This is a genomic window from Sphingomonas sp. EU05-FHT14C10, from assembly GCF_058790595.1.
The window spans coordinates 237,261-262,580 of the sequence record NZ_JBYTEN010000003.1 but is presented as its reverse complement, the minus strand read 5'-3'; the positions used below and the strand labels follow the sequence as shown (position 1 = coordinate 262,580).

Here is a 25,320-nt window from a genome sequence, read left to right as displayed (position 1 = left end):
GCGCAGCAACATCGCCCCGCATTAGGAGAATCCACGTCGCTGCCGCGTTCCTTCACATTATCGCGACCTCGTGATAATCGATCTTATGCGCAGCTGCGCATAAGATCTGGAAGGCGCCGGCATAGGCGTCGTAGATGTCGATCTGCGCGGGCGTCAGCGCATGTTCGAGCATCTCATATTCCACGCCATCGAAGGACAGCGCGCGCGCCGAGTAGAGGCCAAGCGCCTTCAGGTCGCGCGCCAGCACCTCCATTGCCGCGACCCCGCCGTCCTCGATCGCCGTGATGAACTCAGCGCGCGTTGCAAACGGGAAATCCTCGCCGCCCCACAGGCCGAGCCGCTGGGCATAGGCGAGGTTCTGCACGGTGGTCGCGCCGGTGGCGGACACATAGACGACGCGGGCTTGCGGAAGCGCGTGCTGGAGCCGAAGCCCCGCGCGGCCCTGTTGCGAGGGCGCCTGCTCGCCGCGCTCGCTGGTGCTGCCGGCCGCATTCGCCATCGCGTGCGCCTCGTCGAACACGATCACGCCGTCGAAGTCGGCGCCGAGCCAGTCGACGATCTGCTGCACGCGGCTCGCCTTCTCGCCGCGCTCCTGCGAGCGCAGGGTGGCGTAGGTGGCGAACAGGACGCCCTCGTCCAGCGCGATCGCCGTGCCCTGCCGGAAGCGCGAGAGCGGCGTCACCAACAGGCGCTCCTGGCCGAGCGCCTCCCAATCGCGCATGGCGTCCTGGTGCAGGGTTTCGGACCGGCTGACCCAGACCGCGCGGCGGCGGCCTTTCAGCCAGTTGTCGAGGATGATGCCCGCGACCTGGCGGCCCTTGCCCGCGCCGGTGCCGTCGCCGAGGAACCAGCCCCGGCGGAAGCGCACGGCCTTCTCCGCATCGTCGGGCGCGGCAGTGACGACATCCCAGCTATCATCGACCGTCCACGCCCCGGCGAGATGGCCGCTATGCGCCTCGCCCGCGAGGATCACGGATTCGAGTTGGGCGTCCGACAGGATGCTGTCGGCGACAAGGTTGGCGGGCAGCATGGGCCGATAACTCGGCTTGGGCGGCGGGACCGAGGCCATCGCCGCCGACTGGACCAGCGGGGTCGGATGCGGCTTCGCGCCGTCGATGCGCAGCGACTGGAGCGCATAGGGCTCGTAGATCGCGTCGGTCAGGCGGCCCGCCTCGGCCGGCGTCCAGTCGATCGAGTCATAGGCAAGCTCCGCCGCCTCGGGCAGCACGATGGGCGCGCGCGGTGCGGGCCTGGCCTGGCGGCGGGCGGCGGGCTTCGCCGACATCGCCCGCATGGCGACGGGCACGGCCACCGGCATGGCGGGCGGCGGTGTGTCGGGGCCGGAGCCGCGTGGCGGCACATGGTCCTGAACCCAGCCGAGCAGGGTCGCGGTGTCGGGCGCGACGCCGGGCGAGGCCGGGAAGTGGCGCGGATCGCTGGCGGGAACGCGCTCGATAACAGTGAGGCGCGTGTCGATGGTCGTGCCGTGCTTGGCATAGACCCGGCCGTCGATCGCCGCCGAGAACAGGACGCGGCCACGCTCCTGAAGCTGCGCGAAGCTGTCGGCCCAGGCGGGATTGTCGGGGGCGCAGCTCGACCCGGTGATCGCGACCAGGCGGCCACCTTCGGCGAGCCGGGCCAGCGCCGAGCCGATATGACGAAGCGCCGCATCCTTCATCGTGCGGTCGACATGGGCGACGGCCGAAAATGGCGGGTTCATCACTACCACGCTCGGCACAATGTCGGCGCGCAGATAATCATGGATATGCGCGGCATCGTGGCGTGTGACGGGGCATTCGCCGAACAGGCCGGCGAGCATCTCGGCGCGGATCTCGGCCAGTTCGTTGAGAACCAGCCCTGCGCCGCGCGTCTCGGCCTGGACCGCGAGCAACCCGGTCCCGGCGGAGGGTTCGAGCACCAGGTCGCCCGGCCGGATCGCGGCTGCAATGGTGGCGACGAAGCCGAGCCCGGCCGGGGTCGAGAATTGCTGGAACGCCTGCGACGTCTCGGAACGGCGTGTATGGGTGGGAAGCAGCGCTGCCACCTTCTCGATCATCGCCAGCGCGGCGACCGTGGACCCGGATTTGCGGAGGATCGTGCCGCCGTATTTGCGCAGGAACAGAACCTGTGCCGCCTCGCAGGCGTCGTAGGCAGCTTTCCAGTCCCAGGCGCCATCGGCGTCGGAGCCGCCGAACGCGGTTTCCATCGCACAGCGCAGGGCGCGCGCGTCGATCGCGCGGCCCCGTTCGAGATCGGGCAGGATGAGCGCGGCGGCGGCAAGGATGGATCGCGCGGTCGCAGCGAAACCGGGCGCGATGGGATATGGCGTGGCCGGACGGGCAGCGGGTGCAGCAAGGGTCATGGTGGATGTCCTGGAGAGCCGGGAGGGAATGGGCCGCCGGACGCTCTCTCTCGATCCGGCCGACCCGCCCGTTTCCGGCCCACCTCTCACTCTCCTGGTCCGCAGTTCGGCCCGACGCTTGCGGCGTGCCGGTTGCCGCGCGCCGGGGAGAAGCGATCTCCAGCGGTCGAACAAAAAAGAAGCCCGTCCCCGGCCGAGGCGCAGGGACGGGCTAGACAGGATTCAGGCGTCGGGAGCGGTCGGCAGCTCCCAGGTTTCGTGCCGGGCCTCGTCGATCACGAAGCCATGCGGCCCGGCGCGATATTCCGTCTTAGGGACGAGAAACCCGCGATAGGGTCGCCGGTCACGCTTTCCGCCGAGCGCCGCGACGCATTGCACCAATCCCGGCGTGGTCCCCGACATGCTTGCGGATATGACAATCCAGTCCTGAGCATGGGCTTCCTCGAACAGACGGCGATCCTTGGTGAAGGATTCGCCCGGCGCGAGGGGCCGACCGTGGACGGCTTCCCAGCGTTCGGGATAGGTATCGCGCAGGGTTTTCTCGGCTATGCGGCGTTCGTAGGCAGTGAACAGCTCGGGAAAGCCGAACGCAACCATCGCCCAATCGCAGTCCTCCTCATACCAGCCGCTTTCGATGCGCAGCGCGGCGGGCATGGCCGCATTGTGGGCGTCATCGAGATTGAAGCCGCCGTGGCTCGCGGTGACATGGAAGACGACGCCCTCGGCATAGACCGAGCCGCCCTGCGACGCGCCCCAGGGGCTCCAGCGGTCGGACGCTCGGTGCTGCCGATCGAGCGCGATCATCTCGCGCCGATGCTCGACCTGCTCCGCGACGAGAACCCGAAACGCCGCTTCGTCGGCGATGGCGTCGCCGAAGCCGGAGAAGTCGGCCCGCCGCCACTCGGCGATTGGACGGTCGATCCGCCAACCGCTCCAGAGGCGAAGACCATCCGCGACCGGAAGGGCGAGATAGGCATTGTCGCCGACCAGCGCCGCCAGGTCGCCATCGGCGGTGCGGCCATAGATGGCCTGCGTGGGAGCGGCGGCGTTCATGCCACCCTCCCGAGCGCGGCGGCACCGGATTCATCTTCACCGACGATCTCGGCGATGGGATCGCAGTAGCGGTTCTTCGCCATCCATGCCTCGGCCTCGGCCATGTCGGATGTGAGGCGATGCAGCTCGACCCGGCCGCCACGCCGCGAGAGCACGCGGACCATGCCGGATGCGGGACGTTCGAGAACCTCGAAGCGAAGATCGGTCGTGGCCTGGAAACCCCGATTCACGACCATGACGATCGTGCCGTTCGAGCCGTAGTTGGCGAGGTGCAGCGTGAACGTGGCGGGAAATGGCCGGTCGCCGAGCGTGCAAGCGGCCGACTTCTCGACCAGACGGCCTGTGCCGTTGCGGTTCTTCCAGGCGGACAGCTTGCGCCGGAAGCGTTCGGGCGGTCGCGGTTCCCCGTCGGAAAAGCGCAGCAGAGTTCCGAGCGGCGCGGTGGCGATGACCGCGTGGCCATCGAGCACAGCCGAAACGGCGGCTTGGGCCGGATTGGAAATCAGGTCGGACATTATGGGTCTCCGTGGAGAGCGGGGAAAGGATCGAGCCGTCCGGCGCTCTCTCTCAATCCGCCCGGCTCACCCGGCCCCGGCCCGCCCTCGCGCTCTGGCCGCCGGCCCCGTGACGGGACCGGCGGCGCGCGGCTCAGTCGGCGAGCGTCCCGGCTGCGATGTCGGCGATCCAGGAGGCGGCCTCGTCGAAATCGGCATCGCCGTCTTCGACCTGCCGCGCCAGCGCGACGGCCCCCGAGCGGCCGAGCTGTCCGAGACGCTGGATGGCGGCGAGCAGAACGGGCGCGAGCGCGTCGGCGTCGGCCAGCGCGATGTCGTCGATCTTCATGGTGATTCTCCTATGCTGAAGGTGGAAGCCGCCAGGTCGGAAGTGGCCCGGCGGCCACGCAAAAAGGCCCGGCGCTCGGCCGGGCCATCGAGGTGATGTGAAGAAATGGGCGGAGCGGCCGAAACCGCCCCGCCCGTGTGCGGCTATTCCGCCGCGATGGCGTAGGCCGAGTCCTGCTCGTTCTCGCCCTCGTCGCCCAGGAACGCCGGAAGCGCCTCCGCATCCCCGCCGTCAGCCGGCGTGTCGGCGATCGACAGGGCGGGTTCGGGGGCCGGCATCCGCAGCGGCTCAGGGAGCCAGCCGGAATCGGCCAGCAGCCGTTCGGCCTCGCGCGCCATGTCGCCCTTCTTCAGATGGTCGATCAGGCCGGCCTTCTGCGGCTCCGTGCCTTCCGCCACGGCTTCGAGGATGCGCGGCTTGGTGACGCGGCCGAGATAATTTTCGACCGTGGGCCGCCAACCGGCCGCCACCATGTCGAACCCGACCGCGCGCGCCAGCACATTGGCGTGCTCGACCCGCCGCGCGACGCCATGCGCCGAGACGCGGCCACCGCCATGCTTGGGCACCGGCTCCCATTGCGCATTCACCGCATAGGCGGCGCAATGCGCGAACAGGGCGGCTTGATCGGCACCGTCGAGCTGCTGGATCGCGTCCCAGGCGTCCTTGTCGGACCTGGGCAGCCGCGCCTTCCAGCCCGCGTGGCGTTCCTCCATCGCCTTGACCGCCGCGCTTTCCCTCAGGCCGGGCGCCTGGAACGGGAAATAGACGCGGTTAACCGACAGCTCCAGGCAGGTCTCCGTGCGCACCTGATAGAAGGTGGTGAGCACCATCGCGTGCAGCACAGCGGCGAAGGCCACCGAGGGATTCTGCGCGAAGGCGTCCTGCAGGGCGACCGTCCGGGAAGCGGTCAGCTCGGCCACCAGCCGATCCGGCAGGGGCTTGATGACGTCATCATCGTCGTCGCCGCTTTCGACAGAAGGACCGGGAACCGGCGCATCATCCGGGTTCGCCGGCACGGGATGCGCGTCGTCGCCAGCCGGTTCGTCGCTGGACGTTCCGGCCAAGGCTTCGTCGTCGCCCGTCTCGTCGGGTTCCTCCTCGGGTTCGTCCTCCGGCCGGACCCAGCCGCGGTCGATATAGAGCGTGCCGTCGGTTTCGAGACCGATGAACACGCCGGCGCGCGCCTGCTCCTGCGGATCGTAGGTGAACCGCCCGCGCGACAGCGTGGCCAGCTCGACGTCGATGGCGGTGACGCGGGCCTCGACCTCGGGCGGGACATCGCCGCTGCCCGCCCACTGCTCCTCCAGCGCGTCAGCTTCGGCGCGAAGCTCGGCGATCCGGGTTTCGTCCGCCTCGGTCGGCGGCTCCCGGGTCGCGTCGATTTCCCGGTAGTCGTCGTCGTATCCATAGGGCAGGTCGATCAGCGCCGCGACCCACTTCCAGCCTTCGGCCTTGATCGCTGCGGCTTCGACATCGAGCTTTTCGGCCACCAGGCCGTCGAGCAAAGCGGGATCGGACAGCCAGCCGCCGTCATCGGGCTCGAACAGGTCGCGCGTCGGCACGGTGCCGCCGGCCGCGAGATAGGCCGGGAGGCCGACGAACAGCACGCGCCTGTCCGAAACGGGCACCATGTCCTCGGTCAGCTTTTCGCGAATGAACGTCGGCGACCTGTTGCTGCTGTGGTCGAGCTGCTTCCAGAGCTGCTCCTGGCGCGCATGATCCTCGCTGACCGTGAACGCCATGAGCTGATCGAGCGTCATGTCGCCGGCGGCATAGACCTCATGCAGCTTGGGCGAGACCGACGCCAGCCGCAGGCGCTGCGTGACGACGGCTGGGGTAACGCGGAAGTGCGCGGCGATGGCCTGCTCGCGCTCGCCCTTGTCGTGAAGGAGCTTCATGCCGCGGAACTCGTCGAGCGGATGAAGCGGTTCGCGCAGACTGTTCTCGGCGAGCGAATCTTCCTCGGCCAGGATCGGATCGCTGGCCGACTTGACGATGCAGGGGACAGGGCAGGTCTTGTCCATGCGCTTACGCTTCACGAGGATCGCCAGCGCAGAGTAGCGGCGGCCGCCGGCGGGGATGCCGAACCGGCCGGTCTCGTTGCCCTCGTCGTCAACCTCGGGCCGGACGTTGAGGCCGTGCAACAGGCCGCGCCGCTCGATGTCGTCGGCGAGGTCTTCGATTGTCACGCCGTTCTTCACGCGGCGAACATTGGAATCGGAGAGAAACAGCTTGTCGAAGGGAATGTCCCGCGACGCGCTGAGGGTGATCTTGGGGGTAGCTTTTGCCATGTCGGTTACTCCATGACGGGCCGCCGCGAGACACTCTCTCGGCTATCCAGCCCGTCACGAAACCCAAGGCCCTCCTCTCACTCTCATGGCCGCCGCCGCCGCGCACGCCGCTAGACCCCGCACATGCCCTCGCATTCGTTACCCCAGAGATCGAGCTGGCCGCGATCGGCGGGCGTGCTGAGGTCGGCCTCGTCGAGCGGCACGGCCGAACGGTGCAAATAGACGTCACCGCGGATACCGCGAAGGCCGGTGCGGATCGCATGATCGACCTCGACTGCCTCGGCCCAGGCTTCGGGATCGCTGTCGCGGATCTCGCGCCAGCGCATGTCGGAATGGAAGGGGCAGCCGACGCAGGCGCTCTTGGGCGGGATCGGATAGTCGTGCCGTTCGAGCCAGCGCAGGCAGTCGCGCCGCGCCATGCGCTGCTCGACGAGCGGCCAGCGATTGACCTGCCACGCCTCGAAGGAGGGCTTCATCCGCATCAGCTCGTCGGCCGAAATGCCGATCCATTGCTCGACGATGGCGTGATCGGGGGAGCGGCGGCGGGTCAGGCCGACCAGCTCGCGCACCTTCCGGCGAATGGGGATGATCTTGTAGTCCTTGGTGCATTGGCGCCGGATCATGCCGACCTCGATGCGGCCGCGGTTCACGGTGCGCGTGAAAGCGGGAATCGAAGCCCAGCGCGCGCCGCTTCCAGCTCGCAGCAGATCGGCGCGAATGTCGCCGGCCGAGACGATATGCACCGGGAAGGGCAGCACGTTCGGGGATATGAGCCAGGCGAGATGCTCGCGCACGGCGCGCGGCTCCCAGCCGGTGTCGGCGAAGATGGCGCAATCGGGCATCGAGCCGATCTCGCCGTGGGCGGCCATCAGCGCCAGCGTGGTCGACTGGACGCCGGCGCCCAGGCTGAGCACGCGCAGTCGGACCCGCTCGCGGTCTGGTGTCTGGCCAAGGGTGATGAGGCCCGCCGGATCATAGCCGGTGCGGGCCGCGGCGGTGGAAAGCGCCATCGCGTGTCTCCGCGACGGGCCGACAGGGGCCGCTCCCTCTGCCTCGTAAACCCGTCACGGCCGACCGGGCGGACTCTCACTCTCGGGGCGTTGCGGGGTGCCCCGCAGAGGGGGTAGCGGGAGACCCAAGGACTCCCGCTCAGGGGGAGGCTTCCCCCAACCTGGCCTTCTTCTGGCGCCCACCTTCATCGCGTTCGGCTTGGTGCAAGGGCCAAATCTTCGATCAGAAACCAGAATGTGGCGGGCTTGCCCGCATCACGATCGGCCTGCGGGGCGATACGCAGTGTCCGATTGCCCCGAATCCATTTCGCGGCCGCTGGTGAGTTTGCGCCGGGCATTTTTATCCGAAATCCGAAGGACTTGCGAGGCGTCACTGCCGAGGTTGGTGAGTTTTGAGGTTGGCGAGACCGCGAATGGGATCGCTACGCCCCTTATAACTAATTGATTTTATTTATGTTTTTGGCGCACCCGACAGGATTCGAACCTGTGGCCTCCGCCTTCGGAGGGCGGCGCTCTATCCAGCTGAGCTACGGGTGCGGATGGCATGAAGCCGTATGTGTTGTGCCGATGAAGGTCAATCCGCGTTCAAAATCGGCTGTCCGATCGCGGTGAGTTTCTGGTGAGTTTTTTTATTCGTCCTTTCTACGACCTTTCTAACTAGCCGAAAACATTGTATGATTCCGTCACTCTCGCGTTGGACGTGAGCCTTCGGAGGGCAGCGCTCTATCCAGCTGAGCTACGGGTGCGTGGGCGGGCGCTTAGCAGAGCGGTTGCGGCTCCGCCAGCCCCAAGGCGTTCGGGCCCGCCCTTCGGTCAGAAGCTCGTCGACTCGAACTTCACCGGCTCGCCGATCGCCTGATCGGCCAGCGTCGCTTCCCACATCACGCGGTGACCGCGCACGATCGTGCCGATCGGCCGGCCGGTCAGCGTCATGCCGGTGAAGGGCGACCAGCCAGCGCGCGAGGCGAGCCAGCTCTCCTCGATCGTCCAGCGCGCCTTGCGGTCGACGATGGTGAAGTCCGCATCATAGCCGACCGCGATCCGCCCCTTGGTGACGAGGCCGAACACGCGCTGCGCGCCTGCACTCGTCAGGTCGATCAGCCGCTGGAAGCTCAGCCGCCCGTTGGCGACATGATCGAGGAGGAGGGGGAGCAAAGTCTGCACCCCCGGCATCCCGCTCGGGCTGGCCGGGTAGGGCCTGGCCTTCTCCTCGATCGTGTGCGGGGCGTGATCCGATCCGATCACGTCGGGCACGCCCTGGTTGAGCCAGTGCCACAGCCCGTCGCGGTGCGCGGCCGAGCGGATCGGCGGGTTCATCTGGGCATGGCTGCCGATGCGCGGATAGGCTTCCTCGCCCGCCAGCGTCAGATGCTGGGGCGTGACCTCGCACGAGGCGATGTCCTTGTGCCGCCCGATATAGTCGAGCTCGGCAGGCGTGGTGACGTGGAGGATGTGGATACGCCGCCGCGCTTCGCGTGCGAGGCGGATGATCCGCTGCGTCGCGAGCATCGCGCTCTCGTCGTCGCGCCATATCGGGTGCGAGGAAGGATCGCCCTCGACGCGCAGACCCGCGCGCTCGTTCATCCGCGCCTCGTCCTCGGCGTGGATCGCCACGCGGCGCTTGCCGTGCGCCAGCACGCGCGCAAGGTCGCCATCCTCGGAGACGAGCAAGTCGCCGGTCGAGGCGCCCATGAACACCTTGATCCCCGCCGCGCCCGGCAGCCGCTCCAGTTCGCCCAGATGATCGGCATTTGCGGCGGTCGCGCCGACATAGAAGGCGTGGTCGCACCACATGCGGTGATGCGCGCGGCGCAGCTTGTCGGCCAGCGCCTCGGCACTGTCGGTATTGGGCTTGGTGTTGGGCATCTCGAACACGGCGGTGACGCCGCCGAGCACCGCGGCGCGGCTGCCCGATTCGAGATCCTCCTTATGCTCCAGCCCCGGTTCGCGGAAATGGACCTGCGTGTCGATCACACCCGGTATGATGTCCAGTCCGGTACAGTCGATGATCTCGCCCGCGTCGCCGCTCGCCCCGATCTCGACGATCCTGCTGTCGCGGACGCCGACATTGGCGTCCACCGGCCCGCCCGGCGTGTGCACGGTGCCGCCTTTGAGCAGCAGGTCATAACTGGGCATCGGGCGATCCTTCCGCTTACAATCTGTCGTATCACTCCCTAGCTTCAAGCGATGAGCAGCGGAACCACTCTTGCCGATCGCACCGTCCTTCGCCTCTCGGGCGACGACGTGCGCGGCTTTCTCCAGGGCCTCGTCACGCAGGATATGCGCGCGGTTGCGCCCGGCGCGCCGCAATGGAGCGCGCTGCTGACCCCGCAGGGCAAGGTGCTGTTCGATTTCATCCTCTGGACGGGTGGCGACGATATCCTCGTCGATTGCGAGGCGGCGTGCGCCGATGCGCTGGCGAAGCGGCTTGCGATCTACCGCCTGCGCCGCGCGATCACGATAGCGCCCGATCCCGCGCTCGCGGTCCACTGGGCGGCGGAGGGCGACCAAGGCGTCGCCGATCCGCGCCTGCCCGCGCTCGGCCGCCGCTGGATCGCCGCACCGGACGATGCGGTCGAAGGCTGGCTTGCGCATCGCTTGCGGCTGGGCGTGACCGAAGGCGTGGCGGAGCTGGGCGACGGCGACACGCTCTGGCTCGAATGCAATGCGCGCGAGCTGAACGGCACCAGCTTCACCAAGGGCTGCTTCGTCGGGCAGGAAAATACCGCGCGGATGCACCACCGGCAGAAGGTCAACCGCCGCCTGGCCGTCCTCCCCACACCGCAGGAGGATGCGCGCATCGCCTATGACGCGCTCGGCCTCAGCATCGTCCACCGCCGCATCGAGTCGCTCGCCGGAGAGGCGCTCCCGGCGTGGATGCGCGAGGCGCTGGTCGAGGCCTAAGAAAAAGGCCCCGCACCGCAGTGCGAGGCCCCTTTCATTCGCGATCCCGCGCGCCTGATCAGGCGGCGAGCTTCCTCAGCACGTAGGGCAGGATGCCGCCGTTGAGGAAATAGTCGAGCTCGTTGAGCGTATCGATGCGGCAGAGCGTCTTGAACGTCTCAGTCGAACCGTCGGCGCGGGTCAGCAGCACGTCCACCTCCTGGCGCGGGCGGAGGCCGGCGACGTTGGTGATCGTGAAGGTCTCGCTGCCGTCGAGCTTCAGCGTCTTGCGGTCGACGCCGGGCGCGAACTGGAGCGGAAGCACGCCCATGCCGACGAGGTTGGAGCGGTGGATACGCTCGAAGCTTTCGGTGATGACGGCGCGCACGCCCAGCAGGTTGGTGCCCTTCGCCGCCCAGTCGCGCGACGAGCCCGTGCCATATTCCTTGCCCGCGACGACGACGAGCGGGGTGCCGTCCGCCTTGTGGCGCATCGCCGCGTCGTAGATCGCCATCGTCTCGCCCTTGTAGGACGACATGCCGCCTTCGACGCCCGGCACCATCTCGTTGCGGATGCGGATGTTGGCGAAAGTGCCGCGCATCATCACTTCATGGTTGCCGCGACGCGCGCCGTAGCTGTTGAAGTCGGCGCGGCTCACCTGATGCTCCTGCAGGTAGGTGCCGGCCGGCGAGTCGGCCTTGATGCTGCCCGCCGGGCTGATGTGGTCGGTGGTGATCGAGTCGCCGAGGATCGCCAGCGGCTTAGCCTCGATGATGTCGGTCACGGGCGCCGGGGTCATCGACATGCCCTCGAAATAGGGCGGGTTGGCGACATAGGTCGAACCGGCGCGCCAGCTGTAGGTGTCCGAACCTTCGACCGTGATCGAGCGCCACTTCTCGTCGCCGTTGAAGACGTTGGCATAGCGCGAGGCATACATGCCGGCGTCGATGCTGGCGTCGATCGTCGCGCGGATCTCGTCGTTGGTCGGCCAGATGTCCTTGAGGAACACGTCCTCGCCATCCTTGCCCTTGCCGATCGGCGTGGTGACCATGTCGTCGCCGACGGTGCCCTTCAGCGCATAGGCGACGACGAGCGGCGGCGAGGCAAGGAAGTTGGCGCGCACGTCTGGCGACACGCGGCCCTCGAAGTTGCGGTTGCCCGACAGCACCGACACGGCGGTCAGGTTGTTGCTGTTGATCGCGTTCGAGATCGGGCCGGCGAGCGGGCCCGAATTGCCGATGCAGGTGGTGCAGCCATAGCCGACGAGGTTGAAGCCGATCGCGTCGAGATCGGCCTGCAGGCCCGACTTTTCGAGATAGTCAGTGACGACCTGCGACCCCGGGGCCAGCGAGGTCTTGACCCACGGCTTGGGCTTCAGCCCCTTTTCGTGCGCCTTGCGGGCGACGAGGCCGGCGGCGACGAGCACCGAGGGGTTGGAGGTGTTGGTGCAGCTGGTGATCGCGGCGATCACCACGTCGCCATTGCCGATGTCATGCCCGCGCTCGGGAATGTCGATGCGCGGCGCGTTCATGTCGGTGCTGGCGACGAACACGTCGTCGACCTGGGTCAGCGGCACGCGGTCCTGCGGGCGCTTCGGGCCGGCGAGCGAGGGCTCGACCGTGCTCATGTCCAGCTCCAGCGTGTCGGTGAAGACCGGCTCGGGGCTGCTCACGTCGTGCCACAGCCCCTGCGCGCGGCAATAGGCCTCGGTCAGCGCGATCTGCGCCTCGGTGCGGCCGGTGAGGCGCATATAGTCGAGCGTCTTGGTGTCGATCGGGAAGAAGCCGCAGGTCGCGCCATATTCCGGCGCCATGTTGCCGATCGTCGCGCGGTCGGCCAGCGACAGCGCGGTGACGCCGGGGCCGTAGAACTCGACGAAGCGGCCGACCACGCCCTTGGCGCGCAGCATCTGGGTGACGGTCAGCACCAGGTCGGTGGCGGTAATGCCTTCCTTCAGCGAACCGGTCAGCTTGAAGCCGACGACTTCGGGGATCAGCATCGACACGGGCTGGCCCAGCATCGCGGCCTCGGCCTCGATGCCGCCGACGCCCCAGCCAAGCACGCCCATGCCGTTGACCATCGTGGTGTGGCTGTCGGTGCCGACGAGCGTATCGGGATAGGCGATCGTCGCACCGTCGGTCGCGACCGACGACCATACCGCCTGCGCGATATTCTCAAGGTTCACCTGGTGGCAGATGCCGGTGCCCGGAGGCACGACCTTGAAGTTGTCGAGCGACTTGGAACCCCATTTCAGGAAGTCGTAGCGCTCGAAATTGCGCTGATATTCGAGGTCCACATTGTCCTGGAACGCCTTGGGCGTGCCGAATTCGTCGACCATGACCGAATGGTCGATGACGAGGTGGACGGGAACCAGCGGATTGATCTTCTGTGCGTCGCCGCCCAGCGCGTTCATCGCATCGCGCATCGCGGCGAGGTCGACGACGCAGGGCACGCCGGTGAAATCCTGCATCAGCACGCGCGCGGGGCGATACTGGATCTCGCGGTCGGACTTGCGGTCCTTCTGCCAGTCGACGATCGCCTGCACGTCCTCGACCGTGACGGTCGAACCGTCCTCGAAGCGCAGGAGATTCTCGAGCAGCACCTTCATCGAGAAGGGCAGGCGGGAAACGTCGCCCAGCTTGGCCGCGGCCTTTTCCAGCGAATAATAGTCGACGGTCTGGCTGCCGACCGAAAGCGCTGTGCGGGTGGAGAGGGTGTCCTGTCCGACGGCGGTCATTGGCAAATCCTTTTGCTGCGCGTTCGTTTGTCGCGGCGCGCATAGCAAGGGTTTACGGGTGGGGAAAGGGCACTTGCCTTGCGTTCCCGTTTTCTACGATAAACCTGTTTGCAACTTGACGCTAACGTCAATCGACGAGCAGGAAATTTCCCTCCAGCACCGTCGCGCAGCGCCCGCCCAATATCACCCGCTCGCCGTCGAGCGCGCAGTCCAGATGACCGCCGCGCGCGCTGGCCTGATAGGCGGTGAAGCGGTCGCGCCCCAGCCGCTCGGCCCACCAGGGCACCAGCACGGCATGCGCCGATCCGGTGACCGGATCCTCGTCGATCCCGCCGCCGGGCGCGAAGGCGCGGCTGATGATGTCGGTCTCGTCGCCCGGTGCGGTGACGATGGTCAGCAGGTCGCCTTCGGCGGCCAGCGCGCGGAAATCGGGGGTGACGGCGCGCACCGCATCGGCGCTGTCGAGCCGGACCAGCGCATAGCGCTGCGGGTGCCAGTGCGTCTCGCCCTCGACGCCCAGCGCCGCCAGCACCTGCGGCAGCGCGCGCGGCTCGGGCCGCCAGGCGGGCAGCGACATGCGATAGCCCGCGCCGTCGCGCACCACCGTCAATATTCCCGCCTTGCGCGTGCGGAAGCGGATTTCATCCCGGTCGCCGATCAGCACATGGCCGGCCGCGAAGGTCGCATGGCCGCACATCGCCACTTCGGTCGTGGGCGTGAACCAGCGCAGCTCGTAATCGGCATCGCCCTGGGCCGGGATGGTGAAGGCGGTTTCGGACAGGTTGTTCTCCAGCGCGATCGCCTGCAGCAGATCGTCGTCCAGCCATGCGTCGAGTGGCATGACGGCGGCGGGGTTGCCGGTGAAGGGGCGGTCGGCAAAGGCGTCGACCTGGGTGATCGGCAGTCTCATCATGTCTCGGGCGTCTCCCTCAGCGCTTCCATCGCGCTTCCCACATTGTCGATCTGGCCTTCGGGGTCGACATGGATCAGCACCTCGGCCCCCGGAAAGGCGGCGCGCAGCTTCTCCTCCATCGCCTCGACGGCTTCGTGGGCCTCGGCCACGGTCATCTCGGGCTTCACCCAGGCATGGAACTGGATGAAGTCGTGCACGCCCGAACTGCGCGTGCGCAGGTCATGGATGCGGTTGAGCACCGGGCTCGAATTGGCGATGTCGATGACCCTCTGGCGCTTTTCCTCGGGCCATTCCTTGTCCATCAGCTGGTCGATCGCGTGGCTGGCCGATCGCCACGCCCCGAACACCAGCCAAAGCGCGATCGCGATGCCGAACAGCGCGTCGGCCCCCGGCAGCTTCAGATAGCGGTCGAGCACCAGCGCTGCGATCACCGATCCGTTGAGCATCAGGTCCGACTGATAATGGAGGTGGTCGGCGCCGATCGCGACCGATCCTGTCCTGGCGATCACATGCTGCTGGTACCGCGTCAGCAGCAGCGTCACGACGATCGCCAGCAGCGATACCGCGATCCCCGCCTCGGCCTCGATCGGCCCCGGCGGCCCGCTCAGCCGCTGCACCGCGCCGACGATGATCCCGACGGCCGAGGTGGTGATCAGCACGACCTGGAACAGCGCCGCCAGCGCCTCGGCCTTGCCATGGCCGAAACGGTGATTGCTGTCCGCCGGCTGCGCCGCCACCCGCACGGCGTAGAGCGTGGTCAGCGAGGCGAGCAGGTCCAGCCCGGTATCGGCGAGCGAGGCGAGCATCGCCATCGATCCGCTCGTCCACGCCGCATAGGCTTTCAGCAGCAGCAGGAAGATCGCAGTGGCGACGCTCGCCAGCGCCGCCCGCCGCGTCAGCGCGCCATGTGCGGCGAGGCCGCTCATGGATAGAGCAGGCTCTCGTTCCAGCCTTCGCCGTCGCGCAGGAACAGCCGGCGGTGGTGGAGGCGGTGGGCGCGATCTTCCCAGAACTCGATGCGCTCGGGCACGACGAGATAGCCCGACCAGTGCGGCGGGCGCGGCACCGGGCCGCCGTCGAAACGCGCGCGGGCTTCGTCGTAGCGCGCCTCGAATATGTCGCGCGACGGCAGGGTGCGCGATTGCTCCGACGCCCAGGCGCCAAGCTGCGAGTCGCGGCTGCGCGTCGCGAAATAGGCGTCGGCGACGATATCGGTCACCGTCGTCACCGCGCCTTCGATCCGCACCTGACGGCGCAGCGATTTCCAGTGGAACAGCAACGCCGCGTGCGGATTGGCGTGCAGGTCGTCGGCCTTGCGGCTCTGCTGGTTGGTGTAGAAGACAAAGCCTTCGGGCCCGTGACCCTTCAGCAACACCGTCCGCACCGAAGGGCGGCCGCGCGCATCGGCGGTCGCCAGCGCCATCGCGTTGGGATCGTTGAGTTCCTCGGCCTGCGCGCGCGCATACCATTCGTCGAACAGGGCAAAGGGCGTCTGGGTCATGCCGCCGATTTAGGCCGCCGGGGCATGGCTGTCATCCCTGCGCTCTTGCGTATGGCGATTGTTGCGCCGCACAAGCCTTTATGGTCTTAACCGAGTCGATGGGGCCGAAGGGGAAGCGATGGCGACGGCGAGACTGCCGGTGACGCATGCCGACGATCCGCGCGCGCTCGTCGCCCGGTGGCTGGCTGAATATTGCGCGGCGGCGCCCGGCGGCGATGTGATGTGCGCGGGCGCGGCGCAGCCCGGCTCGCCCTGGCATGTCATGCTCGAGGAAACGGCGCGGCTCGCCGACGGCGACCTCGAGATCGCGCGCGACCGCATCCAGCGCCAGGCCGACGAGATCGGCACGGGCTTCCGCATGCCCGGCGACAGCGAGGAGAGGCCCTGGCCGCTCTCGCCCATCCCGCTGATGATCGACGGCGCCGAGTGGCAGGGCCTGGCGGAAGGCATCGCCCAGCGCGCCGATCTGATGGAAGCGCTGCTCGCCGACATCTACGGCGACCAGCGCATGATCGGCGGCGGCCATATCCCCGGCGCGCTGCTGACGGGCAGCCAGTATTTCCTTCGCCCGATGGTCGGGCTCAAGCCGCCCGGCGGCTATCATATGATGTTTTACGCCGCCGATCTGGCGCGCGGCCCCGGCGGCGACTGGCGCGTGCTCGCCGATCATACGCGTACCCCCACCGGCGCGGGCTATGCGCTTGAGAACCGGCTGGCGCTCTCGCGTGAGATGGGCGGGCTGCAGACGCGGCTGAACGTCGAACGGCTCGCCGGCTTCTTCGCCGATTTCCGCGCCGGGCTGGCGGCGATCTGTCGCCGCGCCGATCCGCGCATCGCGCTGCTCACCCCCGGCCGCTTCAACCCCAGCTATGCAGAGCAGGCGCATCTCGCGCGCTATCTCGGCCTGCTGCTCGTCGAGGGCAGCGACCTCGCGGTGCATGAGGAGCGGCTCTACGTCCGCACGATCGAGGGGCTGAAGCGCATCGACGGCGTGTGGCGGCGGATCGATCCGCGCCTCATCGACCCGCTGGCCTTCGACTCGCATTCGCAGATCGGCGTGCCCGGGCTGATCGACACGATGGCGGTGGGCAACGCCGTCGTCGCCAATTCACCGGGAACGGGCGTGCTCGAATCGCCGGCGATCAGCGCTTTCCTGCCGCGCCTTTCGGTCCGCCTCACCGGGCGCGACCTGCTCATCCCCAATATCGCCACCTGGTGGTGCGGGGGTACGCAGGAGCTGGAGCATGTCCGCGACAATTTCGACGCGATGGTGATCGGCCGCGCCTTCGCCGCCACCCCGCGCGGGCTGGACGGCGGGCGCGCGCGAATCGGCGCGGAGATCGAAGGCGCCGAACGCGAAGCGCTGCTCGCCGATCTCGCGCGCCGCCCGATGGATTATGTCGGGCAGGAAGTCGTCCGGCTCTCGACGATGGCGACGGTCGCCGATGGCAAGCTCGCGCCGCGCCCCTTCACGCTGCGCGTCTTCGCGGCGCGCGACGCCGACGGCCAGTGGCGCGTCATGCCCGGCGGTTTCGCGAGGATCGGCGACAATGCCGACACGCGCGCCGCGGTGATGGGCGACGGCGACCGCTCGGCCGACGTCATCGTGGTCAGCGACCGCCCGGTCGAGCGCGTGTCGCTGCTCCCCGCCGGCGACTCGGTCCAGATCAGGCGCAACCCCGGGACCTTGCCCAGCCGCGTCGCCGACAATCTCTACTGGCTGGGCCGCTATCTCGAGCGCGGCGAGGCGACGCTGGCGATGGTCCGCACCGCGCTCGGCGCGTCGACCGACGCCGATGCCGATGGCGGCGCCGGGCTTTCGGCCGAGACCACGGGGCGCCTGCGCGCGTTGCTCATCGCCAGCGGCGCGGCCTTCGCGCGCTCGCAGGCGGGCGAGCGCAACATCGTCCAGCTCGCCCATGCGGCGCTCGACGACGAGGAGGAAACGGCCAGCGTCCGCACCCTGCTCAGCCTCGCCCGCGCGATCGGCGAGGGATCGCGCGAGCGCCTCTCGGGCGATTTCTGGCGGCTGCTCGATGCCGGCCCCGCCAAGGGGCGCGGCATGGTTGAGCGTTCGGGCGCGCTGCAGCAGCGTTTCGCGGCGCTCGCCGGGCTCGCCGCTGAACATATGGCGCGCACGGATGCCTGGCGCTTCCACGATCTTGGCCGTCGCCTCGAACGCGGCATCACCATCTGCCGCCTGCTCCGCTCCTTCGCCGGGGCCGAGGCGAGCGCCGACGACCTGACTGCGCTGCTCGATCTCGCCGGCAGCCAGATCAGCTATCGCCAGCGCTACCTGACCGGCCTCGCGCTCGTTCCCGCGCGCGATCTCGTCACGCTCGATCCGTCCAATCCGCGCTCGCTCGCCTATCAGGTCGATCGCATCGCCGAGCATCTGAAGGCGCTGCCTACGCTGCGCGATGACGGCATGGCCGAGGAGCATCAGGCGGTCGCCACCCAGCTCGCCGCCGCCATCGCCACGGCCGAGGCCGCTATGCTTGAGGGCGATGCCGTCCAGGCGATCGAGAACCGCCTGCTCGCGCTTTCGGATGCGGTGTCGCGCCGCTTCTTCCTGCGCGGAGCCGAAACGATCCGCGCCCCGGGGTTCACGCTCGCTTGATATACAATATCCGCCATTCGACGCGCTTCATTTATGCGGCGCCCGCGCGTTTCGCGCGCTGCAACCTGCGGCTGAAGCCGATCGACTGGGAAGGCCAGCAGCTTCTCGACTATGATCTCAGCGTCAATCCCGGCGGGCGGATCAGCCCGGCGCGCGCCGACGCCTCGCTCGCCAATGTCGACCGCGTCGTCGTCGAACAGGCGGTGCGCGGGCTGGAAATCGTCAGCACCGCGCGCGTCAGCGTCGACCGGCTGGTGCCGATCCCCTCGATCGACGATCCCGACCTCGCGACCGTTGCCAGGCTGGCGCGCGAGAGCCGCGATCTCTCGGCCGCCGGCCCCGCCAATTATCTCTTCCCCTCGCCATTGATCCCGCTCGACGCGGGGATTGCCGACTGGTGCGCCGAAAGCCTGCCGCCGGATGCCGGCGCGCTCGAAGCCGGCATCGCGCTCGCGCGTCGTATCCAGCATGAATTCGAATTCGATCCGACCGCGACGGTGACCGAGACGACCCCGGCGGAGGCCTTCGCCAAGCGGCGCGGCGTCTGCCAGGATTTCGCGCAGGTGATGATCACCGGGCTGCGCGCCGCCGGCCTGCCTGCCGCCTATGCCAGCGGCTATATCCGCACGATTCCGCCGCCCGGGCAGGAAAGGCTCGTCGGCGCGGACGCCACCCATGCATGGGTCCTGCTCTGGTGCGGCCCCGATCGCGGCTGGATCGGGCTCGATCCCACCAACGGCATCTGGATGGCCGGCGACCATATCGTGATGGCGATCGGGCGCGACTATTCGGAGATCGCGCCGATCGACGGCATCGTCCTCGGCTCGGGCGCGCAGGCGATGACGGTCTCGGTCGATGTCGAGCCGGTCACCGAAATGGCTGCCTGACACTGGACTTAGGGGGCTTTAAGCCCAATCTTCATGCCTGAGGGCGATTTTATCCAGGCTAAAGACGTGCAAGCGAGAGACGATGGCTGATCCGTACGCAATTTTGGGGGTGGCGCGCACCGCGACCGAGGCCGACATCAAGAAGGCCTATCGCAAGCTCGCCAAGGAGCTTCATCCCGACCGCAACAAGGACAATCCCAAGGCCGCAGAGCGTTTTAGCCAGGTGACGGGCGCCTATGATCTGCTGAACGACAAGGACAAGCGCGGCCAGTTCGACCGCGGCGAGATCGATGGCGACGGCAACCCGACCTATGCCGGCTTCGGCGCGCGCGGGCAGGGGGCAGGCGGCTTCCGTCCCGGCGCGGACAGCGGCGGCGGCTTCGATTTTTCGGGCGGCGGCTCCGGCGATTTCACCGATATCTTCGAAGGTATTTTCGGCGGACGCGGCGGCGGCGGCTTTGCCGGCGGCTTCGGCCGTCGCGCGGCGCCCCCGGCCAAGGGCGCGAACATCGCCTATCGCCTGCGCGTGCCGTTCGAGGATGCGGCGGCGCGCCGCGACCAGCGCATCACGCTGGGCGACGGCAAGACGATCGACCTGAAGCTGCCCGCCGGCGTCGAGGATGGCACGCAGATGCGGCTTGCCGGCAAGGGCGAGCCCGGACCCGGCGGCGCGGGCGATGCGATCGTCACGATCGAGGTCGTTCCCCACCGCTTCTTCACGCGCGACGGCGACGATGTCCGCCTCGATCTGCCGATCACGCTTCCCGAAGCGGTGCTGGGCGGCAAGGTGCGCGTGCCCACGGTCGACGGGCCGGTGACGCTGACCATCCCCGCCGGCTCGACCTCCGGGCGCACGCTCCGCCTCAAGGACAAGGGTTTCCACGGCAAGGCGGGGCGCGGGGCGCAGCTCGTGACGCTGCTCGTCGATCTGCCGAAGGACGACGCCGATCTTCATGCCTTTGCCGAAACGTACAAGGACAAGGATCTGGGGAACCCGCGCGCCGCGCTGGGGGTTTGATCGGCTTGGCTGACGAAGTTTCTCCGCTTTCGCCCGAGGCGCGGCGAAAGACGCTGGGCGCGGCTGCCCGGCGCCTGCCGCCGCCGCTGAAGGCATGGGAAATCGTCAAGCGCGTCGTCGTCGGCCTGTTCAACGAAGGCTTCGTCCACGCGGGCAACCTCGCTTATCTCTCGCTGCTCACCCTCTTTCCCTTCTTCATCGTCCTCGCGGCCGTCGCCCAGATCTTCGGGCAGACGGAAGAAGGGCGCGAGGCCGTCACGCTGTTCCTGCGCACGGTGCCGCACAGCGTCGCCGATGTGCTGCGCCAGCCCATTGCCGATGTGCTCGCCGTCCGCTCGGGCAACCTGCTGTGGCTCGGCGCGCTCGTCGGCCTGTGGAGCACGGCGAGCTTCATCGAGACGATCCGCGAGATTCTGCGCCGCGCCTATGGCGTCACGCACACCCGGCCCTTCTACGAATATCGGTTGATGTCGATCGGGATCATCATCGGTTCCGTCCTGCTCGCCATGTTCGCCTTCACCGCGCAGGTGCTGCTGACCGGCGTGGAACAGTTCATGTACCGGCTGGTGCCCATCGCCGCCCAGTCGCAGAGCCTGCTGGGCGTGACCAAGCTGGTTCCGGCGATCGCGCTGTTCATTGCGCTCTACATCATCTTCTACTCGCTCACGCCGGTGCGCTATCGTAGCCGCGCCTATCCGAAATGGCCCGGCGCGCTGCTGGTGGCGGTCTGGTGGCAGGTGACGACGGAGCTGCTTCCGGTCGTCATCGCGCTGTTCGGATCGTACAACCGCACCTATGGCAGCCTTGCCGGCGTCATCGTCTCGCTCCTCTTCTTCTACGTGATCGGGCTGGGGCTGGTGGTGGGCGCGGAACTCAACGCAGCGCTGGCGGAAGCGCCCGGTCCGGGTCTAAAGGACGCTAGGACTGTGGCTGACGCGGAAAGGGAAGAAGAAGCGTGAACGGCCTGATGAAGGGAAAGCGGGGCCTGATCATGGGCCTCGCCAATGACAAGAGCCTCGCCTGGGGCATTGCGAAGAAGCTGCGCGAAGCGGGTGCCGAACTCGCCTTCAGCTACCAGGGCGATGCGATTTTGAAGCGGGTGAAGCCGCTCGCCGAGGAACTCGGCTCCGATCTGCTCATCGATTGCGACGTGTCGGACATGGCGGCGCTCGACGTGGCGTTCGATACGCTCAGGGAAAGCTGGCCGACGATCGATTTCCTCGTCCACGCCATCGGCTTTTCGGACAAGAGCCAGCTGCGCGGGCGCTATTACGAAACCACGCTCGACAATTTCCTGATGACGATGAACGTCTCGGCCTACTCGCTGGTCGCAGTCGCCAAGCGCGCGCGAGAGATGATGCCCCAGGGCGGGTCGATCCTCACGCTGACCTATTATGGCGCGGAAAAGGTGATCCCCCATTACAATGTCATGGGCGTCGCCAAGGCGGCGCTGGAAACCAGCGTCAAATATCTCGCGGTCGACATGGGGCCGGAAAATATCCGCGTGAACGCCATCTCCGCCGGCCCGATCCAGACGCTCGCCGCGCGCGGCATCGGCGACTTCAACTATATCCTGAAGTGGAACGAACTGAACGCGCCGCTCCGTCGCACCGTGACGATCGAGGATGTCGGCGGTTCGGGCCTCTATTTCCTGTCGGACCTCTCGGCGGGCGTCACCGGCGAGATTCATCATGTCGATGCCGGCTACAACGTCATCGGCATGAAGGCCGAGGACGCGCCGGACATCGCTCTGGTCTGATTGCGGGCAGGGGGCCGTCGGCGCGGCTGCCCCCGCTCCGGCCATGCTGTCCTACAGGTGGACGATCATCTATGGCTGCGGAGCATTGCCCGCCGCCCTTTGACATCGCCGCCGCCCGCACGTTGAGAACAGCGTTCCAGCGTCTCAACTTTGTCAACTTCGCGGACGGGGAATGGCGGTTTCCCGCCATTCCCTACAACGGTCATCGTCACGCTGGCGCGCGGACGCCTTATTCCTTGCCGCGCCAGAAATGCGTGACCATGTCCCACGCCTCCTCGGCGCTTTCGCACCAGGTGATGAGGTCGAGGTCGCGGTGGTTGATCACGCCCTCGTCGGCCAGCGCCTCGAAATCGATCACGCGCTCCCAGAATTCGCGCCCGAACATCAGGATCGGGATGCGGCTGACCTTGCCGGTCTGGATCAGCGTCAGCAGCTCGAACGTCTCGTCGAAGGTGCCGAAGCCGCCGGGGAATACCGCCACCGCGCGCGCGCGCAGCAGGAAGTGCATCTTGCGCAGCGCGAAATAGTGGAACTGGAAACTCAGCGCCGGGGTGACATAGGGATTGGGCGCCTGCTCGTGCGGCAGCACGATGTTGAGGCCCACCGTCTCCGCGCCGACGTCGTTCGCGCCGCGATTGGCGGCTTCCATGATCGAAGGCCCGCCGCCCGAGCAGACGACGAAGTGGCGCTTGCCCGCCATGTCGCGGGGAAAGCCGCTCGCCAGCCGCGCCAGATCGCGCGCGACTTCGTAATATTTTGACTTGGCGACCAGCCGTTCGGCGATCGCATGCGCCTTGGGGTCGGTCGCCGCGTCGAGCAGCGCCTGCGCCTTGGCGGGCTCCGGAATCCGCGCCGATCCGTAGAAGACGAACATCGAAGCGATATTCGCTTCGTCGAGCAGCAGTTCGGGCTTCAGCAGCTCGAGCTGGAAGCGCACCGGGCGCAGATCCTCGCGCAGCAGGAACTCATCGTCCTGAAAGGCCAGCCGATAGGCGGGGCTTTCGGTCTGCGGGGTGTGGATCGAATGCTTGGCGGCGACATCGGCCGCCTTGCGCGCATCGGGAAAGACGCGCGAGGGAACTCTTGTATCTGTCATCCCTATTCTATTAGCGCGTCTGCGTTACGGTTCAAGAACGCGGATCAGCGGCAGAAGGGGCCGCGCCCCATGTCGAGATGGAGATGATCGGCGTGGAGCGCGTTGTAATCGGGGCTGAGCACCGTCTCGAACCGCTTGCACGCCGATGTGTGGACCGCGTTGAAGAAGCCCTGGATCTTCGGGTCGGGCGATCGGTAATCGGCCTTGACCGATATGCGCCGCCCGTCGGCCAGCACGAAGGCGGCGACGTCCACCGCGTTCGAATGGGCATGTTCGGACAGCTTGCCCGACGACGCGCTGTTGACGTTGCGGCAGGCATAGGTGCCGAAAGTCTCGACCCGCGTCACTTCGCTGCCCAGCCATTGGCGCGATGCTGGCACCACCGCAAAGCGCACCCAGGCGGAAAAATTGCCCGCCAGTGAGCAGGTCATCGCGCCCAGATTGGTGATCGGCGTACCGACGTCGAGCAGCTTGACCGATCCATAGGCCAGGCAACCGCCGCCGAAGTCGCGATCCGGCAGCGGCTGATATTGTACGCCCTGCCTGTCGAGCCCGGCCAGGCACTGCTTGGTCTGCGCGGCATTGATGCCGGGCGGGCGCTGCGCTTCGGGGGTGGGGCGGCGCTGCGGCTTGCGGCCATGGTCGCCGGCGCAGGACGCAAGCAGCAACGAGGCTACGATCGTCGCGCCAAATGCCGGTCGTCCGATACGCCCCATACCCACGGCCTCGATGATGGCAGGGACGGCCGCCAATGTCGAAGCCGTCCTCCGCCCGATCGGCACGTTTCGTCGATTAACCTTGTGCGTCAGCCGCTTTGAGCTGCCACCAGCGGCGCAGCGCGACCAGCGACCAGATCGCCTCGACCAGCCCGAACGGCCACGCACCCTGCAGGAATCCATAGGTCGAGCCGAGTGCGCAGGCGCCCGCGAAGATCAGCGTCCACCAGTGCGATCGCGCTTCCAGCGCATAGGCGACGAGCATCGCCGAAACCGCGAAAAGGCCGAAGAGTGTGAGCGCATCCATGCGCAAAACGTATCTGCGCCATTCCCGATTGTCATTTGACAATGCGTGCCGCGCGACTAAAGCCGTCGGCGGGCCACGCCGTCCCAACGCGGCGCGTGCTCTCTGAAAGGAGAGACTGACATGACTGTGACTGACGCTACGAGTGCGCCCGCGCGCCTCGATCGCCCCGCTACCAAACCCCATCGCCCCCATTTCTCGTCCGGTCCCTGCGCCAAGCCGCCGGGCTGGTCGCCCGATCGACTCGCCACCGGGTCGCTCGGCCGCTCGCACCGCTCGAAGCTCGGCAAGGGCCGCCTGCAATACGCCATCGATCTGATGCGCGAGATGCTGCGCCTCCCCGATACGCACCGCATCGGCATCGTTCCCGGATCGGATACCGGCGCCTTCGAAATGGCGATGTGGACGATGCTCGGCGCGCGTCCCGTCACCACGCTCGCCTGGGAGAGCTTCGGTGAAGGTTGGGTCACCGATGCCGCCAAGCAATTGAAGCTCGATCCGACGGTGATCCGCGCCGACTATGGCCAGCTTCCCGATCTGGGCGCGGTCGACTGGTCGCACGACGTGCTCTTCACCTGGAACGGCACGACCTCGGGCGTGCGCGTGCCCGATGGCGACTGGATTCCGGACGATCGCGAAGGCCTCAGCTTCGCCGACGCGACCAGCGCGGTGTTCGCCTACGGCCTGCCGTGGGACAAGATCGATGTCGCGACCTTCTCCTGGCAGAAGGTGCTCGGCGGCGAGGGCGGGCACGGCGTCCTGATCCTCGGCCCGCGCGCGGTCGAGCGTCTCGAAACCTACACCCCCGCATGGCCGCTGCCCAAGGTCTTCCGCCTCGTCTCGAAGGGCGCGCTGGCCGAAGGCGTGTTCAAGGGCGAGACGATCAACACGCCGTCGATGCTGGCGGTCGAGGATGCGATCTTCGCGCTCGAATGGGCGAAGGACATTGGCGGATCGGCCGGGCTTCTCGCCCGCTGCGAGGCCAATGCCGCAGCGCTCGACAAGATCGTCGCGGAACGCGACTGGCTCGGCCATCTCGCCGCCGATCCGGCCAGCCGCTCGAAGACCAGCGTCTGCCTGACCGTCGCGGGCGCCGATGAGGCCTTGATCAAGAAGTTCGCGGCGCTGCTCGAGGCCGAGGACGCAGCCTACGACATCGCCGGCTATCGCGATGCCCCGGCGGGCCTGCGCATCTGGTGCGGCGCGACCGTCGATGCGTCGGACATTGCGGCGCTCGGCCCCTGGCTCGACTGGGCCTGGTCCGAACTGCGCGGCTGAACCTCTCTCCGGTCCCCGCCCGGCCGGGGACCCGCGACCATAGACGTCA

20 protein-coding genes, 1 tRNA gene and 1 pseudogene are annotated in these 25,320 nt (G+C 67.7%); 7 read left to right on the top strand and 15 right to left on the bottom strand.

Annotated elements, in window-relative coordinates; all coding sequences use genetic code 11:
- Positions 1-100: 100 nt before the first annotated feature.
- The 8 genes and pseudogenes from AC3WT0_RS05955 to AC3WT0_RS05920 form a co-directional block, all read right to left on the bottom strand.
- Positions 101-2,362 (bottom strand): annotated as a pseudogene (locus AC3WT0_RS05955) (strawberry notch-like NTP hydrolase domain-containing protein); the annotation flags it as partial.
- A 222-nt stretch (positions 2,363-2,584) separates the two neighbouring features.
- Positions 2,585-3,415 carry a DUF7007 domain-containing protein gene (locus AC3WT0_RS05950; RefSeq protein WP_492752189.1) on the bottom strand — a complete coding sequence of 277 codons (831 nt, stop codon included), beginning with the start codon at positions 3,413-3,415 and terminating at the stop codon, positions 2,585-2,587.
- Complete coding sequence (locus tag AC3WT0_RS05945) at positions 3,412-3,930, bottom strand: UCP036055 family protein (protein WP_492752188.1); 519 nt, start codon at positions 3,928-3,930, stop codon at positions 3,412-3,414. The genes AC3WT0_RS05950 and AC3WT0_RS05945 overlap by 4 nt, the downstream gene beginning before the upstream one ends.
- 133 nt (positions 3,931-4,063) lie before the next feature.
- Positions 4,064-4,258: a hypothetical protein gene (locus AC3WT0_RS05940; protein ID WP_492752187.1), complete on the bottom strand. Its 195-nt coding sequence runs from the start codon at positions 4,256-4,258 to the stop codon at positions 4,064-4,066.
- A gap of 143 nt (positions 4,259-4,401) precedes the next feature.
- On the bottom strand, positions 4,402-6,549 hold the full coding sequence (locus AC3WT0_RS05935) for a ParB/RepB/Spo0J family partition protein (protein WP_492752186.1): 2,148 nt from the start codon (positions 6,547-6,549) through the stop codon (positions 4,402-4,404).
- A gap of 110 nt (positions 6,550-6,659) precedes the next feature.
- Complete coding sequence (locus AC3WT0_RS05930; RefSeq protein ID WP_492752185.1) at positions 6,660-7,559, bottom strand: hypothetical protein; 900 nt, start codon at positions 7,557-7,559, stop codon at positions 6,660-6,662.
- A 460-nt stretch (positions 7,560-8,019) separates the two neighbouring features.
- Positions 8,020-8,096: transfer RNA gene (locus AC3WT0_RS05925), tRNA-Arg, on the bottom strand.
- Positions 8,097-8,372: 276 nt separating this feature from the next.
- Positions 8,373-9,695, bottom strand: coding sequence for a dihydroorotase (locus AC3WT0_RS05920; RefSeq protein WP_492752184.1), 1,323 nt, complete (start codon positions 9,693-9,695; stop codon positions 8,373-8,375).
- A 51-nt stretch (positions 9,696-9,746) separates the two neighbouring features.
- Between AC3WT0_RS05920 and ygfZ the strand changes: the two genes are divergently transcribed.
- Complete coding sequence (gene ygfZ, locus AC3WT0_RS05915) at positions 9,747-10,463, top strand: CAF17-like 4Fe-4S cluster assembly/insertion protein YgfZ (RefSeq protein WP_492752183.1); 717 nt, start codon at positions 9,747-9,749, stop codon at positions 10,461-10,463.
- A gap of 58 nt (positions 10,464-10,521) precedes the next feature.
- Here the strand turns inward: ygfZ and acnA are convergent, their stop codons facing one another.
- From acnA to pdxH, 4 genes are all read right to left on the bottom strand, one after another.
- A complete protein-coding gene (gene acnA, locus AC3WT0_RS05910; RefSeq protein ID WP_492752182.1) occupies positions 10,522-13,179 on the bottom strand; it encodes an aconitate hydratase AcnA in 2,658 nt (885 codons plus the stop codon).
- A 127-nt stretch (positions 13,180-13,306) separates the two neighbouring features.
- A complete protein-coding gene (locus tag AC3WT0_RS05905; RefSeq protein ID WP_492752181.1) occupies positions 13,307-14,092 on the bottom strand; it encodes a PhzF family phenazine biosynthesis protein in 786 nt (261 codons plus the stop codon).
- Positions 14,089-15,018, bottom strand: coding sequence for a cation diffusion facilitator family transporter (locus AC3WT0_RS05900; protein WP_492752180.1), 930 nt, complete (start codon positions 15,016-15,018; stop codon positions 14,089-14,091). Before AC3WT0_RS05900 ends, AC3WT0_RS05905 begins: the two co-directional genes overlap by 4 nt.
- The gene (gene pdxH / locus AC3WT0_RS05895) at positions 15,015-15,593 is read right to left on the bottom strand and encodes a pyridoxamine 5'-phosphate oxidase (RefSeq protein WP_492752179.1); all 579 of its coding nucleotides are present in this window, start codon (positions 15,591-15,593) and stop codon (positions 15,015-15,017) included. The genes AC3WT0_RS05900 and pdxH overlap by 4 nt, the downstream gene beginning before the upstream one ends.
- Positions 15,594-15,711: 118 nt before the next feature.
- Here pdxH and AC3WT0_RS05890 point away from each other — a divergent pair, with 118 nt between their 5' ends.
- The 5 genes from AC3WT0_RS05890 (at position 15,712) to fabI (ending at position 21,877) form a co-directional block, all read left to right on the top strand.
- Positions 15,712-18,213, top strand: coding sequence for a circularly permuted type 2 ATP-grasp protein (locus AC3WT0_RS05890; protein WP_492752178.1), 2,502 nt, complete (start codon positions 15,712-15,714; stop codon positions 18,211-18,213).
- On the top strand, positions 18,210-19,100 hold the full coding sequence (locus AC3WT0_RS05885; RefSeq protein WP_492752177.1) for a transglutaminase family protein: 891 nt from the start codon (positions 18,210-18,212) through the stop codon (positions 19,098-19,100). Before AC3WT0_RS05890 ends, AC3WT0_RS05885 begins: the two co-directional genes overlap by 4 nt.
- A gap of 82 nt (positions 19,101-19,182) precedes the next feature.
- Positions 19,183-20,118 carry a DnaJ C-terminal domain-containing protein gene (locus tag AC3WT0_RS05880; protein WP_492752176.1) on the top strand — a complete coding sequence of 312 codons (936 nt, stop codon included), beginning with the start codon at positions 19,183-19,185 and terminating at the stop codon, positions 20,116-20,118.
- Between the two features lie 5 nt (positions 20,119-20,123).
- Positions 20,124-21,077, top strand: coding sequence for a YihY/virulence factor BrkB family protein (locus tag AC3WT0_RS05875; protein ID WP_492752175.1), 954 nt, complete (start codon positions 20,124-20,126; stop codon positions 21,075-21,077).
- 8 nt (positions 21,078-21,085) lie between these two features.
- Positions 21,086-21,877 (top strand): enoyl-ACP reductase FabI, encoded by a 792-nt coding sequence (gene fabI / locus AC3WT0_RS05870; RefSeq protein ID WP_492752203.1) that lies wholly within the window; start codon positions 21,086-21,088, stop codon positions 21,875-21,877.
- A gap of 229 nt (positions 21,878-22,106) precedes the next feature.
- On the opposite strand, the gene AC3WT0_RS05865 is transcribed toward fabI, so the two are convergent.
- The 3 genes from AC3WT0_RS05865 to AC3WT0_RS05855 all read right to left on the bottom strand — a co-directional run bounded on the left by AC3WT0_RS05865 (position 22,107) and on the right by AC3WT0_RS05855 (position 23,996).
- Positions 22,107-22,973, bottom strand: a complete 867-nt coding sequence (locus AC3WT0_RS05865) for an LOG family protein (protein WP_492752174.1) — start codon at positions 22,971-22,973, stop codon at positions 22,107-22,109.
- 44 nt (positions 22,974-23,017) lie between these two features.
- Complete coding sequence (locus tag AC3WT0_RS05860) at positions 23,018-23,689, bottom strand: extensin-like domain-containing protein (protein ID WP_492752201.1); 672 nt, start codon at positions 23,687-23,689, stop codon at positions 23,018-23,020.
- A 76-nt stretch (positions 23,690-23,765) separates the two neighbouring features.
- Positions 23,766-23,996, bottom strand: a complete 231-nt coding sequence (locus AC3WT0_RS05855) for a hypothetical protein (protein ID WP_492752173.1) — start codon at positions 23,994-23,996, stop codon at positions 23,766-23,768.
- Between the two features lie 120 nt (positions 23,997-24,116).
- Here AC3WT0_RS05855 and AC3WT0_RS05850 point away from each other — a divergent pair, with 120 nt between their 5' ends.
- Positions 24,117-25,271, top strand: a complete 1,155-nt coding sequence (locus tag AC3WT0_RS05850) for a phosphoserine transaminase (protein ID WP_492752172.1) — start codon at positions 24,117-24,119, stop codon at positions 25,269-25,271.
- Positions 25,272-25,320 lie beyond the last annotated feature (49 nt).

Bases quoted from the DNA above. Each gene is read 5' to 3' on its own strand.
- AC3WT0_RS05905 (WP_492752181.1), bottom strand. From the start codon at position 14,092: ATGATGAGACTGCCGATCACCCAGGTCGACGCCTTTGCCGACCGCCCC.
- pdxH (WP_492752179.1), bottom strand. From the start codon at position 15,593: ATGACCCAGACGCCCTTTGCCCTGTTCGACGAATGGTATGCGCGCGCG.
- AC3WT0_RS05950 (WP_492752189.1), bottom strand. From the start codon at position 3,415: ATGAACGCCGCCGCTCCCACGCAGGCCATCTATGGCCGCACCGCCGAT.
- acnA (WP_492752182.1), bottom strand. From the start codon at position 13,179: ATGACCGCCGTCGGACAGGACACCCTCTCCACCCGCACAGCGCTTTCG.
- AC3WT0_RS05945 (WP_492752188.1), bottom strand. From the start codon at position 3,930: ATGTCCGACCTGATTTCCAATCCGGCCCAAGCCGCCGTTTCGGCTGTG.
- AC3WT0_RS05930 (WP_492752185.1), bottom strand. From the start codon at position 7,559: ATGGCGCTTTCCACCGCCGCGGCCCGCACCGGCTATGATCCGGCGGGC.
- fabI (WP_492752203.1), top strand. From the start codon at position 21,086: ATGAAGGGAAAGCGGGGCCTGATCATGGGCCTCGCCAATGACAAGAGC.
- AC3WT0_RS05940 (WP_492752187.1), bottom strand. From the start codon at position 4,258: ATGAAGATCGACGACATCGCGCTGGCCGACGCCGACGCGCTCGCGCCC.
- AC3WT0_RS05900 (WP_492752180.1), bottom strand. From the start codon at position 15,018: ATGAGCGGCCTCGCCGCACATGGCGCGCTGACGCGGCGGGCGGCGCTG.
- AC3WT0_RS05890 (WP_492752178.1), top strand. From the start codon at position 15,712: ATGGCGACGGCGAGACTGCCGGTGACGCATGCCGACGATCCGCGCGCG.
- AC3WT0_RS05880 (WP_492752176.1), top strand. From the start codon at position 19,183: ATGGCTGATCCGTACGCAATTTTGGGGGTGGCGCGCACCGCGACCGAG.
- AC3WT0_RS05850 (WP_492752172.1), top strand. From the start codon at position 24,117: ATGACTGTGACTGACGCTACGAGTGCGCCCGCGCGCCTCGATCGCCCC.
- AC3WT0_RS05865 (WP_492752174.1), bottom strand. From the start codon at position 22,973: ATGACAGATACAAGAGTTCCCTCGCGCGTCTTTCCCGATGCGCGCAAG.
- AC3WT0_RS05860 (WP_492752201.1), bottom strand. From the start codon at position 23,689: ATGGGGCGTATCGGACGACCGGCATTTGGCGCGACGATCGTAGCCTCG.
- AC3WT0_RS05935 (WP_492752186.1), bottom strand. From the start codon at position 6,549: ATGGCAAAAGCTACCCCCAAGATCACCCTCAGCGCGTCGCGGGACATT.
- AC3WT0_RS05855 (WP_492752173.1), bottom strand. From the start codon at position 23,996: ATGGATGCGCTCACACTCTTCGGCCTTTTCGCGGTTTCGGCGATGCTC.
- ygfZ (WP_492752183.1), top strand. From the start codon at position 9,747: ATGAGCAGCGGAACCACTCTTGCCGATCGCACCGTCCTTCGCCTCTCG.
- AC3WT0_RS05920 (WP_492752184.1), bottom strand. From the start codon at position 9,695: ATGCCCAGTTATGACCTGCTGCTCAAAGGCGGCACCGTGCACACGCCG.